This window comes from Anoxybacillus sp. EFIL (genome assembly GCF_013096955.1).
Classification (GTDB): domain Bacteria; phylum Bacillota; class Bacilli; order Bacillales; family Anoxybacillaceae; genus Anoxybacillus; species Anoxybacillus ayderensis.
This window is the reverse complement of record NZ_SDLH01000003.1, coordinates 227781-240200: the sequence shown is the minus strand read 5'-3', so window position 1 is coordinate 240200 and position 12420 is coordinate 227781. Positions and strand designations below refer to the sequence as shown.

The following is a 12420-nucleotide window of genomic DNA, read 5'->3' as shown; positions in this document are numbered from 1 at the left end:
TATACAAGTGCCGTTTTTGTCTATTCATGTCGAAGTGGACGCGATACAATGGAAGTGCATAGGAGGTGGCAAGTGTGAGCAGGTGGTTATGGCTATGTGTTGTTTTCTTTTTATTTCCTTCTGTCATTCAAGCAGATGAAAAAGAGGAATGGATCGTACAAGTGCGGCATCCGTCCAATTTCTCCACTATTCAATCATACGTCGTAGATACGGTTGGATCGTTTGCGAAAGTGGTGGTCACAGAAGAAGAACGAGAACACATTTCTCGTTTACCGTTTGTTTTAAAAATGGAGAAAAATGATATGAAGCGAGCAGCTGTCAATGACCCGTTATTTTCAGAGCAATGGTCTTTGCCGCTTATTGATTGGCACATGCCTTCGCTTACATCGGTCAACCGGATAATTGGAAAAACGATGATTGTTGATGGACAAGAAGAAGTGTATGACGGAGAGGCGTTTTTCGGTGAACATATCGTCATCGCGCTTGGAGAAGAAACATTATCTCGCCTTTCTGTCACAGTGGATCATATCGAAGGACCATGGCGTATACAGGTGAAAGATGAAAAAGGGACGACGTTAGGGGAAAACGAAGGTGAACTTCCTCGTCTTGATGTTCTCATCCCCCGTCCTTCTTCAACGATTCATCTATATGTTACGGCGCCAAATTGGACGAATCGTCCGCGCATCGTCGAATTAAAAGGTGTGAATCATGTCCTTGTTGCGGTCATCGATTCAGGTGTCGTACAACATGAAGATTTGAACGATCATGTGCTATATAGTGTTAGCGTTGATTATGCGGAAAACAAGCGATATGCGGATGATACGTTTGGGCATGGGACGCATGTGACAGGCATTTTAGCCGCTAGCGTCAATAACGGCAAAGGAATAGCAGGACTGATTGGGGATGCGCCCGTAGATATTTTGCCGATTAAAGTGTTAGACCGTTACGGAGTCGGCGGTGACTTTGAAATTGCAAAAGGGGTCAAATACGCGCTTGAGCACGGTGCTTCGATTATTAATTTAAGCTTAGCCGGCCAAGGAGAAACGGAAGTGTTAAAATCGATCATCGAAGAAGCTGTCAAACGTGGTGTGCATGTGGTGGCGGCGGCTGGCAATAGCCATATGCCCACCACAAATATTTATCCTGCCAGCTACCCCGGAGTCATTACGGTAGCAGCGGTTGATCGACAACAAATGCCCCTTTCTATTTCGAATTATGGTTGGGACGTAGAAGTAAGCGCCCCTGGAGATTTTCTAATAAGCACATATCCATCAGGTTATCGGGCGATGCGTGGTACGTCGATGGCTGCTCCGCACGTCTCCGCACTATTGGCTGTATTGCGCGCGATGTACCGAGAAGAAGATGCATTTCAACTTCGCAACCGTATATGGAAGACGGCGAAAGATGTATATTGGCGCGGATATGATATGTACACAGGATATGGAATCATTCAATGGCAACAAGCGATCGCGTTATCGAATCCATCAAGCATTGACTGGATGAACTTACAGCCGGGACAGCCCATTGAAAAAAATCGTACGTATATTTTAGGCTTGTCTTCGCGTTTTGTAGGGAAAAATGGTCACCTTTTTATCAATGGAAAACTTGTTCATTCGTTCGTTATTCATCAGGAGATGATGCCGTTTCGTTTGTTTGATCTAGCGAAACAACAAGGAGATGTGGCGGTTGTCATCACAGATGAACAACAACGAGTGATCGCTTCCGATATTCGTGCTGTTCCCATTCGACCAACGCCGTTTTCCGATGTAAAGAAAACATATTGGGCGTATAGCGATATTTTACAGGCACAAAAACTTGGAATGATACGCGGGTATGGAGATGGAACGTTTCGTCCAAATACTCCTTTAACGCGCCGAGAAAGTATTGTGATGCTTGCTCGTCTGTTCGGTTGGGGGGCGCCTTCTATATTGCAGTCTCCTTTTGTCGATGTGCCATTGACAGCGACGAATGCGCTGTTAGTAGCAACGGCAGCGGAAAAGGGAATTGTGAAAGGAACGGAAGGAAAAGCGTTGTTACATGAGCAACTGACGCGCGGACAGTTTGCTTTACTTCTCATGCGTGCGCTTCAACTAGAAAACGAGCCGATTCGTTCTGTTTATCCATTTCAAGATGTAACACAACAAGATATGTGGAAAGCGGTGCAGTTGTTAGCGGAACGAGGGATCGTTGCGAAAACGTCATATTTTCATCCGAATGAACCTGTGACGAGAGCGCAAATGTGCGCGATGCTTGTGCGCGTTTCGACACTCATTCGACAATATTCGACAAGAGTAGCATAAAAAAAGCCCCACCGTTTCCAAATCGGTGGGGAGGCTGACTTAGCAACCAAAACCTTATCGCATAAGTAAGTATAGCCGTTTTTTTTTAAAAAAATCACTACAAAAATAATAACTTTGTTGTATAAATTTGTCGTTTAGTGTCGTTTTTTGTCGAAAAAAGACAGAGACGTGTCGAAAAGAAAAATATGCGTTGTTGGGTATGGAAAAGGTTAGGATTGTTTGTTATGCTTGATGATAGAAAAATGTCGAAAGGGAGAGAAATATGCTGGGGAAACGTCACGTATATTGTCTTTTGATCGTTTTTCTTGCTTTTTTTTCTGTTCCCATGCATAGTTGGGCAAATACAGAATTAAAGCAAGAAGGACGATTTGTCGATGTTGGAGACGGTCATTGGGCGAAAAATGAAATTGACTTTTTAGCACATGCGCAAATTATTAACGGTTATCAAGTTGGGCAAACATCGGAGTTTCGTCCAGCGCAATCGGTGACGCGGGCAGAAGCGGCGAAAATGATCGTCAGCGCTCTCGGACAGACAGAGTGGAAAGATGGAACGTTGTCATTTCAAGATATTCCGAACAATCATTGGGCGCGTGGCTGGATTGCGCGTGCGGTACAGCTTGGTATTATGGGAGGGGACGGTACGACGAATTTTCGTCCAAATGACAGTCTTTCCCGCGCTGAAATGAGCATCGTTCTTGTGAACGCCTTTTCTCTTCCAAGCAAAGGTGCTGCGGTTGAGGCTGCCCCCGTATTTAAAGATACGACAGGTCACTGGGCCCTTGCGCACATCAATCGTCTATATTATCACGGCATAGCGAACGGACGGGATGGACAATTTTTCCCGAAAGATGCCATTTCTCGTGCTGAATTTGCGACGTTGTTAGCTCGGACGATTAACGATCAGTTCCGTTTGCCGTTGCCGGACTTAATCGAACAAGGAAAAACGAACATTCAAGGAACGGTGACGATTTCGACGCTCAATGTTCGACAAACGCCAGCAGCGACAGGGGGGCTTGTTGGAACATTGCGAAAAGGACAAGTTGTGGATGTGTACGATATAAACGGCTATTGGGCAAAAATTGCTTATAACGGTCAGTTTGCTTACGTGCATAAAACATATTTAAAATTGCGGAATATTGCAGGTTCTCCTGTGAAAGGACGCATTATTGTCGTTGATGCGGGGCACGGTGGAAAAGATCCTGGTGCAATAAGCGGAGGAGCGAACGAAAAAACGATTGTGCTTGAAGTGGCGAAATTCGTAAAAGAAAAACTTGAAAAAGCAGGCGCAACCGTTATTATGACGCGAGAGACGGACGTTTATCCGACGTTGCAAGATCGCGTGAATATCGCGAAAAACAGCTACGCGGAAATGTTTGTTAGCATTCATACAAATTCGGCGACAAATACAAGTGCGAAAGGAGCAGAAGTGTTTTACGATTCATCGACGAATCCGAACGGAGAGGAAAGTAAAAAATTAGCACAATACATTCAAGAGGAGATTGTCCGCATGGCGAATATGGTTGATCGCGGTGTGAAAAATAGCGGCCTGTATGTGTTGCGCAACAATAGTGTGACAAGCGTGCTCGTCGAACTTGGATTTATTTCTAACGCAGAAGATCGTGCGAAATTAACGTCACCGGAATATCAAAATATATATGCTGAAGCGATTTATCAAGGGATTGTGAAATACTATACATCACAATAGAGGAGGTGGCATGGTGCGAAAATGGATTCTTCCTATCGTTTTCGTGTTGTTCTTAACAGCGTGCGAGCAGGAACACGCAGGGGCAAGTGAAGAGCAAGAAATTGCAACAGCGCCGTGGACAGAGCAACAAATAGCGGATACGAATAGACGTTTAAATCAAATCGATGAAAAGATGAAACAATTGGAACAACAGCTTACGAAAATGAAAACAGCTGCGGAATCGCCGCAAGTGTTTAAAGACGTTCCACTCGGTCATTGGGCGTATGTTCCGGTCGCTCGTTTATATCGTCAAAACATTGTCGGTGGCGTGGGGAATGGTTTATTCGCCCCGAATCAAGCGATTACGCGTGCGCAAGCAGCGGCGATGCTTGTAAGGGCATTTCAACTTCCGCTATCAAATAAGCCATCGATTTTTGCGGATGTCCCAAATTCTCATCCGTTTGCCCGCGAAATTATGACGGCGTATGAGGCTGGCTTTGTCGGAGGGTACCCAAACAATCGCTTTGCCCCTCAAGAGTCCATGAAGCGAAAACATATGGCGATGATTATTCAACGTGCTTTTCGCCTGCAAGCAACGTCAGCGCCATATGCAGGATATAAAGATGTGACAAACGGAACAGAAGGGGCGCTAGAAATTCGCATCATCTCTCAACATGGGATTGCGGAAGGAAGTAATGGTTATTTTTATCCAGAACAACCGACGACGCGCGCTCACTTTGCTACATTTATGGATCGGGCGTTGCAAAATAAATAGGCTGTGCATGTGCACAGCCTATTTGATTTTTTTTACTTCAATTCCTTTATAGTAGTACTTTAAAATTTGATCGTACGTAAAGCCTTTTTCCGCCATTGAGCGCGCACCCCATTGGCTCATGCCAAGTCGATGCCCCCATCCATCGCCTGTGAATGTAAATTCCGTTGGCGCAGTTGGGTAGTAAATCGTTTCATTTTCTGTACGAATGGAAGCATTTCCGTTTGAAATGATCGTTTGTCCGCTATTTGCTTGAAGTGTGTAGCCGACAATATGATCGACCGTTTGTTCTGAACCGTCCGCAAGTTTTACTTTTACGTTAGCATTTCCTTTGACATCGAAGGCAATACTTTTTAATGAAACGCCAAAAAATGAACGGAACGCATCAGGTGATGATACAAACGAAGGTCGCACTTGCAAGGTCCGTTTTTGCCCTGTGGCAGGATTGTACACAGTCGCTTCCATTTGTTGTACGCTTCCTGCACTTGTTTTTTGCGTGACACGAAGCGACACGACTTGTTCGTTTGTTAGTTTAAATTTTGATGATACGACAGTTGTTGCGACTTTTCCGTTCCATCCGTAATGTGGATTGCTCGCATGACGATCGTACGGATCGGAAACAGAGCGAATGTACGGAACAGCGCCGCCCCACACATTTTCGCTATTTTCTGTATTCCCACCAGAACTTGAATGGAAATAGGCGGAAATCGGTTCATTTTGATATGTTGCATACACACCTGCTGTTTCGTTAACTGCTGCGGTGGATGTCGCTTGTTCTTTTGATTTTCCACCGTATACTTGGCTGGCCACCGTCATTTGTAAAAACGACGATTTTTTCAATTGAGCGTATGCGTAGCTGCGTGCAGCGACAGCTTGTGCTTTTAACGCTTCTTTATGCCAAGATGATGGCATTTCCCCAGGGACAACACCTTTTAAATAGTCTTCCATGTCTAACGTATTAAATAAGTTTGGTGCCGTTTGCCCTGGTGTAATTTCAAACGACCCGCGGTATTTCACAGGTGCTGATTTTCCATTTGCTTGTTGAATGCTGCCGATCGTGACGTCATGTTGGTCGTTTCTTGTCACTTCATCTAATAAAAAACCGCTTGTCGATGTGTACGAAACGCCATTGATCGTTGCGACGACTGCTCCGTTCGTTTGCGAAAAGGCAACCGGATTTGTAAATGGGATCGCTTGTTTCGTTTTCAAATCAATGAGTTGATAGTTTCCATTTACTGTCGCAAGGAACGTTGCGGTCGGCAATAGTTTTACCTTGACCGGTGTCGGATACGATGCGGCATGAACGGATGTTGGGATAAAAAGAAACATGCTAAAAGCGACTACGATCCATCGAATGCTTTTCATCATTATTTCGCCGCCTCTAGTTGTTGTTTCAATTTCGCGACTTCTTGCTCAAGCTGTTGAACGCGCTGTTCAAGCTTTGTGACGCGCTCATTTAGCGGATTTATTTTTGCTAGCACCCATTCTACGCTTGCCAAAACAGGTTCGCTATTTGCCAATGCTTTTGATGCAGAAACGGTTAACATCGCTGCAAGCAACATCATGACAATCGTTCTTTTTTTCACCGTTTTCTCCTCCCTCATTTCTATTTATCTCACATTATAACAAATCATTTCAACAAAAAGGACGAAAATGTAACAAAATTCTAGTTTTCTATTTTCCATTTGTCGATTTTAAAATTTATGGTATAATGTCTGATAGGTTTGTAAAAAGAGATGGTAGAAAGTGTTACTTTTTAAACAATAATTGATTGAAAAATCGGGAATGCTAACGAATAGGGAGGTTTCCTATGGTTTATTTCACCTTGTTTCTTTGTTTTATTTTAGCTGTGCTCATTACGCCTGTCGTGAAATGGTTGGCGTTTCGAGTTGGTGCAACGGACAAGCCAAACAAGCGGAAAGTGCACCAAAAAATTATGCCACGTTTAGGTGGATTAGCGATTTTTATTAGTTTTATCGTCGGTTACTTTGTATTGAAGCCAGCTAGCCCATATGCGACAGCGATTGTCATTGGTGCGACAATCATCGTGTTAACGGGTGTGCTTGATGATATATATGAGTTGCCGCCAAAGTGGAAGCTGCTCGGTCAAATTATTGCCGCCATTGTCGTCGTGTACGGCGGCATTCGCGTTGATTTTATTAACTTGCCATTTGGTGGTCATTTAGAGTTTGGATTATTAAGTATCCCGATTACGATGCTTTGGATTATCGGTATTACAAATGCGATTAACTTAATTGACGGCTTAGATGGTTTAGCTGCTGGCGTCTCGTCCATTGCCCTTGTCACGATTGCTGGAATGGCAGCGACGATGGGCAATACGTATGTGTTTGTTTTTGCGATGAGTTTATTATTGCTCGGAAGTACGCTCGGTTTTCTTTTATATAATTTCCATCCAGCGAAAATTTTTATGGGCGATACAGGGGCATTATTTTTAGGCTATATGATTTCGGTGTTATCGCTTCTTGGTTTTAAAAACGTTACAGTGTTTTCGTTAATTATCCCGATTTTAATTTTAGGGGTGCCTATTTCAGATACGCTGTTTGCGATCGTTAGACGCATCGTCAATAAACAGCCGTTATCAGCGCCAGATAAGTCGCATTTGCATCATTGTCTACTACGTCTTGGATACAGTCATCGTCAAACGGTGTTAATTATTTATGGCATGGCAGCGATGTTTGGTGTTGCGGCAGTTGTGTTATCGAAAGCAACGATGTTTGGCGCGTTAGTCGTCATTGCGTTTGTGTTGCTTGTCGTTGAGCTTGTTGTCGAGAAAATTGGTCTTGTCGGAAAAGATTATCGTCCGCTACTGAAGATGGTTCGTGGCATGAGAAAAATTTCATAACAATAAAAGAGGGTGTCTCGAGAGACACCCTCTTCATTGTTCTTGCGCGAATTGTTCTGTTCGTGCTTGATAAGACGATACGTCAAGATGTGTTTTTAACGTTTGTTTAATTTCGTCTACTGTTGCTTCGTCAAGTCGGTAATAATATACGCCGCTAATGCGTGCGTCTTCTCCTTTGAGATGAAGCGTTTCAATGTTTGCGCCTGTTCCTTTTGTTGCATAAGCGAAGAAACCTTTCATTTCCTCAAACGTTAAGTTTGTCGTCATATTTTTCCCGACCGCTTCCATCACATCGTCAAATTTTGTGAGCGATTTTACGTTCATCGCTTTTTTGAAGATCGCTTTCATCAGTTCTTGTTGGCGTTTGCCGCGCTCAATGTCGTTGTCATATTTCCGTGTTCTCGCAAGCGCCAGCGCTTCTTCACCGTTTAACGTTTGTAAGCCTGGTTTCAAATGAATCGCATTTTTCCGATCGTGTGAATCCATTTCGCGAAGTTCGTAAGGGACATCAAACTCAATGCCACCGAGTTCGTCAACGACATCAACAAACGCTTCAAAGTTCATTTTGACGTAATAATCGACTGGAATATCGAGCAATTCTTCAACTGTTTCGACCGTTGCTTTTACTCCGCCGTATGCATGGGCGTGTGTAATTTTATCGTATTTTTTCTCGATTGGAATGTATACGTAAGAGTCGCGTGGGATGCTAAGCAATTTGACCGTTTTATCTTTCACGTTAAATGTCGCAAGGATAAGCGCATCGGAACGTACCGCTCCCATTCCTTTCTTTTGGCGAATGTTGCTGTCGTCTACGCCGATAAATAAAACAGAAATGTTATCGGAATTCGGATCCACTTCTTTTATTCGCTTTTCTGATTTTTCGCGCCCATCAATTTGTTCGAATGACTGTTGGATGACGGACTGTGCTTTGTTGAAAAGAAACGTGGCGTATGCCCCTCCCCCGATGATAAGAAGAAGCAATGGGAGTAGGACAAATGTCCATATTTTTTTTCGTTTTTTCTTTTTTTTCATATATGCTCGTCTATTTTGCATCGTCGTTCCCCTTTTTTCAAAAGTTCAACAAATATCGACATGTAAACAATCATCATTTTACAAAATTTTTATGCAGTCGTAAACGAAAATTTTTTTACTGCGCGACATCAAACTCGACGTATACATGCTCGCCATCTGTAATGGTGCTTTTCCCATTAGTCAGTTCTGTCATCCATGCGCGGAAATCTTCTTTTTGTTTTTCTTCGACGTATGTGTCGATCGTGACGTGTTCTGCATAATGAATGTTTTTTATCGTATAAGTAGAGGCGCGCAGTTCATTTTCGACTTTCCCAAGCCATGTATAGTCAAACGTTGTATGCATGATCCGCATCAGTTTACGTTCGACAATGCCTGCGGCTTTTAGTCCTTCTGTCACTGCTTTTCCGTAAGCGCGCACAAGCCCACCAGCGCCGAGTTTAATGCCCCCAAAATATCGTGTGACAACGACGACGGTGTTTTTTAACTTTTTCTTTTTCAACACTTCGAGCATTGGAACGCCTGCCGTGCCGCTCGGTTCGCCATCATCGTTTGCTTTTTGAATGTGATCGTGTTCGCCGATCATATATGCGGAACAGTTATGTGTTGCATCCCAATGTTTTTTCTTGATTTGTTGGATAAAGCGAATCGCTTCTTCTTCTGTTGTTGCTCGTTCGACGTAACAAATGAAGCGCGATTTTTCAATGACGATTTCTGCCTCTCCATATCCTTTTACCGTATAGTATGTCTCTAACAACGTGTAATCACCTCGAATGATTATTGGAATGTTGTGCGTTTGTTGTCGAAAAATGCTGATAGAAATAGGTGAAACATGCTATAATAAAAATTATAAAACGATATGCCCAATGTTCAAAGCAAGAAGAATATTCAAATAAAAGTCAGAAAAGTCATTTCGCTTGACTTTTGGTCATTTTTCCTTTAGGTGGTGTGTATGTCCAATAAAAAAATAAATGCAAAAGAGCTCGACCGAATTGTAAAAAAAATGATTGAAACGGTCGACCAAAGTAAAGCGGAAATTTTTCATATTAGCGAACAGTCACGCAAGGAACACGAACGACTGCTTGAAGAACTCCGACAAACAAAAGAAGAAGTGAAACGCGTCATTGATCAAACAGATCACTTAGAAATGAAAGCGCGGTTGGCTCGGCAACGATTATCCGATGTAAGTAAAAACTTCTCTCGCTATACGGAAGATGAAATTCGCCAAGCGTATGAGAAAGCGCATTCTTTACAAATGGAATTAGCGATGGCGCAAGAGAAAGAAAAACAGCTGCGTCAACGTCGCGATGAGTTAGAAAGACGGCTTGCTTCTGTGAAAGAAACGATTGAGCGAGCCGATCATTTAATTGGTCAAGTGACGGTTGTGCTAAACTATTTGAACGGAGATTTCCGCGAGCTGAGCGAGTTTATTACTGGCGCAAATGAAAAACAAGAATTTGGACTTCGTATTATTGAGGCACAAGAGGAAGAGCGGAAGCGATTGTCGCGGGAAATTCATGATGGACCTGCGCAAATGCTCGCGAACGTCATTATGCGTTCCGATTTAATTGAACGCATTTACCGTGAACGCGGTGCGGAGGAAGCGATTCGTGAAATGCGTGATTTAAAAAAAATGGTGCGTTCCGCTTTATACGAAGTGCGCCGCATTATTTACGATTTACGCCCAATGGCGCTTGACGACCTCGGTTTAATTCCGACGTTAAAAAAATATTTACAAACGATCGAGGAATATCATAAAAAAACGATTACGTTTACATACATAGGAGAAGTACGCCGCTTATCCGATCGTTTTGAAGTCGCTATTTTCCGCCTCGTGCAAGAAGCGGTGCAAAATGCGTTAAAGCATGCGGAGGCAAAGGAGATTCAAGTGAAAATGGAGCTAAAAAAAGATAGTTTGCTGATCGTCGTGAAAGATGATGGCAAAGGATTTAATCCGAATGAAAAAAAAGATAAAGCATTCGGATTAATCGGCATGCGTGAGCGCATCGAATGGTTAGAAGGAAAACTACATCTTTACTCACAACTTGGACGCGGAACGATTGTGACGATGACCATTCCGCTCCGTAAGACGGAAGAGAAAGGGGAACGACAGCTATGAAAACGCGCATCGTTTTAATTGACGACCATAAACTATTTCGAGAAGGAATTAAACGCATTTTAGATTTTGAACAAGATTTTGAAGTCGTCGCGGAAGGAAGCGATGGAGACGAAGTATTGGCGCTTGTCGAGCAATATAAGCCAGATGTCGTCATCATGGACATTAATATGCCACATGTCAATGGGGTAGAGGCAACGCGTCAACTCGTTGAGGCGTATCCGGATACAAAAGTGATCATTTTATCGATTCATGATGATGAAAGTTACGTCATGCATGCGTTGCAAACGGGGGCGATGGGATATTTGTTAAAAGAAATGGATGCAGACGCCTTAATTGAAGCGGTTCGTGTTGTGGCAGAAGGCGGTTCGTACTTGCATCCGAAAGTGACGCATAATCTTGTGAAAGAATATCGTCGCCTCGTTGCAGGGGAATCGATGGGACAAGAGAAGCAAAAGCAAGACGTACGCCGACCGTACCATTTATTGACGCGCCGCGAATGCGAAGTGTTGCAGTTGTTGGCGGACGGAAAAAGCAATAAAGGCATTGCCGATGCGCTATTTATTAGCGAAAAAACGGTGAAAAACCATGTAAGTAATATTTTGCAAAAATTAAATGTTAACGACCGAACGCAAGCCGTTGTCGTTGCGATTAAAAATGGCTGGGTAGAAGTGAAATAAGGTTGTCGAATCGATTCGACAACCTTTTTCAATGCAAGGATAGTTATAATATAGTACAATGCAAGTAGGAAAAATTTTGGACAAGGAAGGTATAGGCGATGAAAACGGCGATTTTAACAGATAGTACTGCATATATCCCGAAGCATATTCGTGAACAGTTGAATATACATATCATTCCTTTAAGTGTTGTCTTTGGAACCGAGACGTATCGAGAAGAAATCGATATAAGCGCAGAAGATTTTTTTGACAAAGTAAAAACGAGCGAACAACTGCCGACAACATCACAGCCGCCGATTGGACTATTTGTTGAAACGTTCGAACAGCTTGCGAAACAATACGATGCGGTCATTTCCATTCATTTATCAAGCGGCATTAGCGGAACGTATCAAGGAGCCGTTTCCGCGGGTCAAATGGTTGAAGGTATTCGCGTGTATGCATATGATTCGGAAATTAGCTGCATGATGCAAGGATTTTATGCGATGGAAGCGGCAGAAATGGCGCAAGCAGGTATGCATCCAGAGGCGATTATTGCGCAGCTAGATGAAATGAAACGATCGGTGCGCGCTTATTTTATGGTCGATGATTTATCGCATTTGCAGCGCGGTGGTCGATTAAGTGGCGCACAAGCGTTTATCGGCAGCCTTCTGCAGGTAAAACCGATTTTACATTTCGTTGATAAAGTGATCGTGCCGTTTGAAAAAATTCGTACACGTAAAAAAGCGTTAAGCCGAATAGAAGAGCTATTTGCGGAAGATGCGATGCTCGGCGTTCCGATGCGTGCGGTCATCATTCATGCGAATCGTGAAGAAGAAGCGCGTGCATGGAAAGAAAAGCTTGAACAACAATACCCGCACGTTGAATTTTTCCTTAGTTATTTCGGTCCGGTCATCGGCACACATTTAGGTGAAGGGGCAATGGGATTCGGTTGGTATAAAAAATAAACAGGAATTTTTTTGATTAGCGCGAATAGAAGAAG

11 protein-coding genes are annotated in these 12420 nt (G+C 43.3%); 7 read left to right on the top strand and 4 right to left on the bottom strand.

The window, feature by feature from the left end:
* Positions 1-74: 74 nt before the first annotated feature.
* From ES017_RS07330 to ES017_RS07320, 3 genes are all read left to right on the top strand, one after another.
* The gene (locus ES017_RS07330; RefSeq protein WP_075039281.1) at positions 75-2300 is read left to right on the top strand and encodes a S8 family peptidase; all 2226 of its coding nucleotides are present in this window, start codon (positions 75-77) and stop codon (positions 2298-2300) included.
* A gap of 262 nt (positions 2301-2562) precedes the next feature.
* Positions 2563-4005 (top strand): N-acetylmuramoyl-L-alanine amidase, encoded by a 1443-nt coding sequence (locus ES017_RS07325; RefSeq protein ID WP_171334935.1) that lies wholly within the window; start codon positions 2563-2565, stop codon positions 4003-4005.
* Between the two features lie 10 nt (positions 4006-4015).
* Positions 4016-4759 carry an S-layer homology domain-containing protein gene (locus ES017_RS07320; RefSeq protein ID WP_021095702.1) on the top strand — a complete coding sequence of 248 codons (744 nt, stop codon included), beginning with the start codon at positions 4016-4018 and terminating at the stop codon, positions 4757-4759.
* A gap of 18 nt (positions 4760-4777) precedes the next feature.
* On the opposite strand, the gene ES017_RS07315 is transcribed toward ES017_RS07320, so the two are convergent.
* Both ES017_RS07315 and ES017_RS07310 read right to left on the bottom strand, forming a co-directional pair.
* A complete protein-coding gene (locus ES017_RS07315; protein WP_171334934.1) occupies positions 4778-6124 on the bottom strand; it encodes a SpoIID/LytB domain-containing protein in 1347 nt (448 codons plus the stop codon).
* On the bottom strand, positions 6124-6342 hold the full coding sequence (locus tag ES017_RS07310) for a hypothetical protein (protein ID WP_021095704.1): 219 nt from the start codon (positions 6340-6342) through the stop codon (positions 6124-6126). The genes ES017_RS07315 and ES017_RS07310 overlap by 1 nt, the downstream gene beginning before the upstream one ends.
* 224 nt (positions 6343-6566) lie before the next feature.
* Between ES017_RS07310 and ES017_RS07305 the strand changes: the two genes are divergently transcribed.
* Complete coding sequence (locus ES017_RS07305) at positions 6567-7619, top strand: glycosyltransferase family 4 protein (RefSeq protein WP_171334933.1); 1053 nt, start codon at positions 6567-6569, stop codon at positions 7617-7619.
* A 33-nt stretch (positions 7620-7652) separates the two neighbouring features.
* Here ES017_RS07305 and ES017_RS07300 read toward each other — a convergent pair whose 3' ends face one another.
* Together ES017_RS07300 and ES017_RS07295 are read right to left on the bottom strand one after the other, a co-directional pair.
* Entirely contained in the window at positions 7653-8672 is a 1020-nt protein-coding gene (locus tag ES017_RS07300) for an LCP family protein (RefSeq protein ID WP_021095706.1), read from the bottom strand.
* Between the two features lie 94 nt (positions 8673-8766).
* The gene (locus tag ES017_RS07295; protein WP_171334932.1) at positions 8767-9405 is read right to left on the bottom strand and encodes a YigZ family protein; all 639 of its coding nucleotides are present in this window, start codon (positions 9403-9405) and stop codon (positions 8767-8769) included.
* Positions 9406-9600: 195 nt separating this feature from the next.
* Between ES017_RS07295 and ES017_RS07290 the strand changes: the two genes are divergently transcribed.
* The 3 genes from ES017_RS07290 (at position 9601) to ES017_RS07280 (ending at position 12385) form a co-directional block, all read left to right on the top strand.
* Entirely contained in the window at positions 9601-10767 is a 1167-nt protein-coding gene (locus ES017_RS07290; RefSeq protein ID WP_042535013.1) for a sensor histidine kinase, read from the top strand.
* A complete protein-coding gene (locus ES017_RS07285; RefSeq protein ID WP_021095709.1) occupies positions 10764-11444 on the top strand; it encodes a response regulator in 681 nt (226 codons plus the stop codon). The genes ES017_RS07290 and ES017_RS07285 overlap by 4 nt, the downstream gene beginning before the upstream one ends.
* A 98-nt stretch (positions 11445-11542) precedes the next feature.
* Positions 11543-12385, top strand: a complete 843-nt coding sequence (locus ES017_RS07280; protein WP_021095710.1) for a DegV family protein — start codon at positions 11543-11545, stop codon at positions 12383-12385.
* Positions 12386-12420: the final 35 nt, after the last annotated feature.

Bases quoted from the DNA above. Each gene is read 5' to 3' on its own strand.
- ES017_RS07325 (WP_171334935.1), top strand. From the start codon at position 2,563: ATGCTGGGGAAACGTCACGTATATTGTCTTTTGATCGTTTTTCTTGCT.
- ES017_RS07320 (WP_021095702.1), top strand. From the start codon at position 4,016: ATGGTGCGAAAATGGATTCTTCCTATCGTTTTCGTGTTGTTCTTAACA.
- ES017_RS07315 (WP_171334934.1), bottom strand. From the start codon at position 6,124: ATGATGAAAAGCATTCGATGGATCGTAGTCGCTTTTAGCATGTTTCTT.
- ES017_RS07305 (WP_171334933.1), top strand. From the start codon at position 6,567: ATGGTTTATTTCACCTTGTTTCTTTGTTTTATTTTAGCTGTGCTCATT.
- ES017_RS07300 (WP_021095706.1), bottom strand. From the start codon at position 8,672: ATGCAAAATAGACGAGCATATATGAAAAAAAAGAAAAAACGAAAAAAA.
- ES017_RS07290 (WP_042535013.1), top strand. From the start codon at position 9,601: ATGTCCAATAAAAAAATAAATGCAAAAGAGCTCGACCGAATTGTAAAA.
- ES017_RS07285 (WP_021095709.1), top strand. From the start codon at position 10,764: ATGAAAACGCGCATCGTTTTAATTGACGACCATAAACTATTTCGAGAA.
- ES017_RS07280 (WP_021095710.1), top strand. From the start codon at position 11,543: ATGAAAACGGCGATTTTAACAGATAGTACTGCATATATCCCGAAGCAT.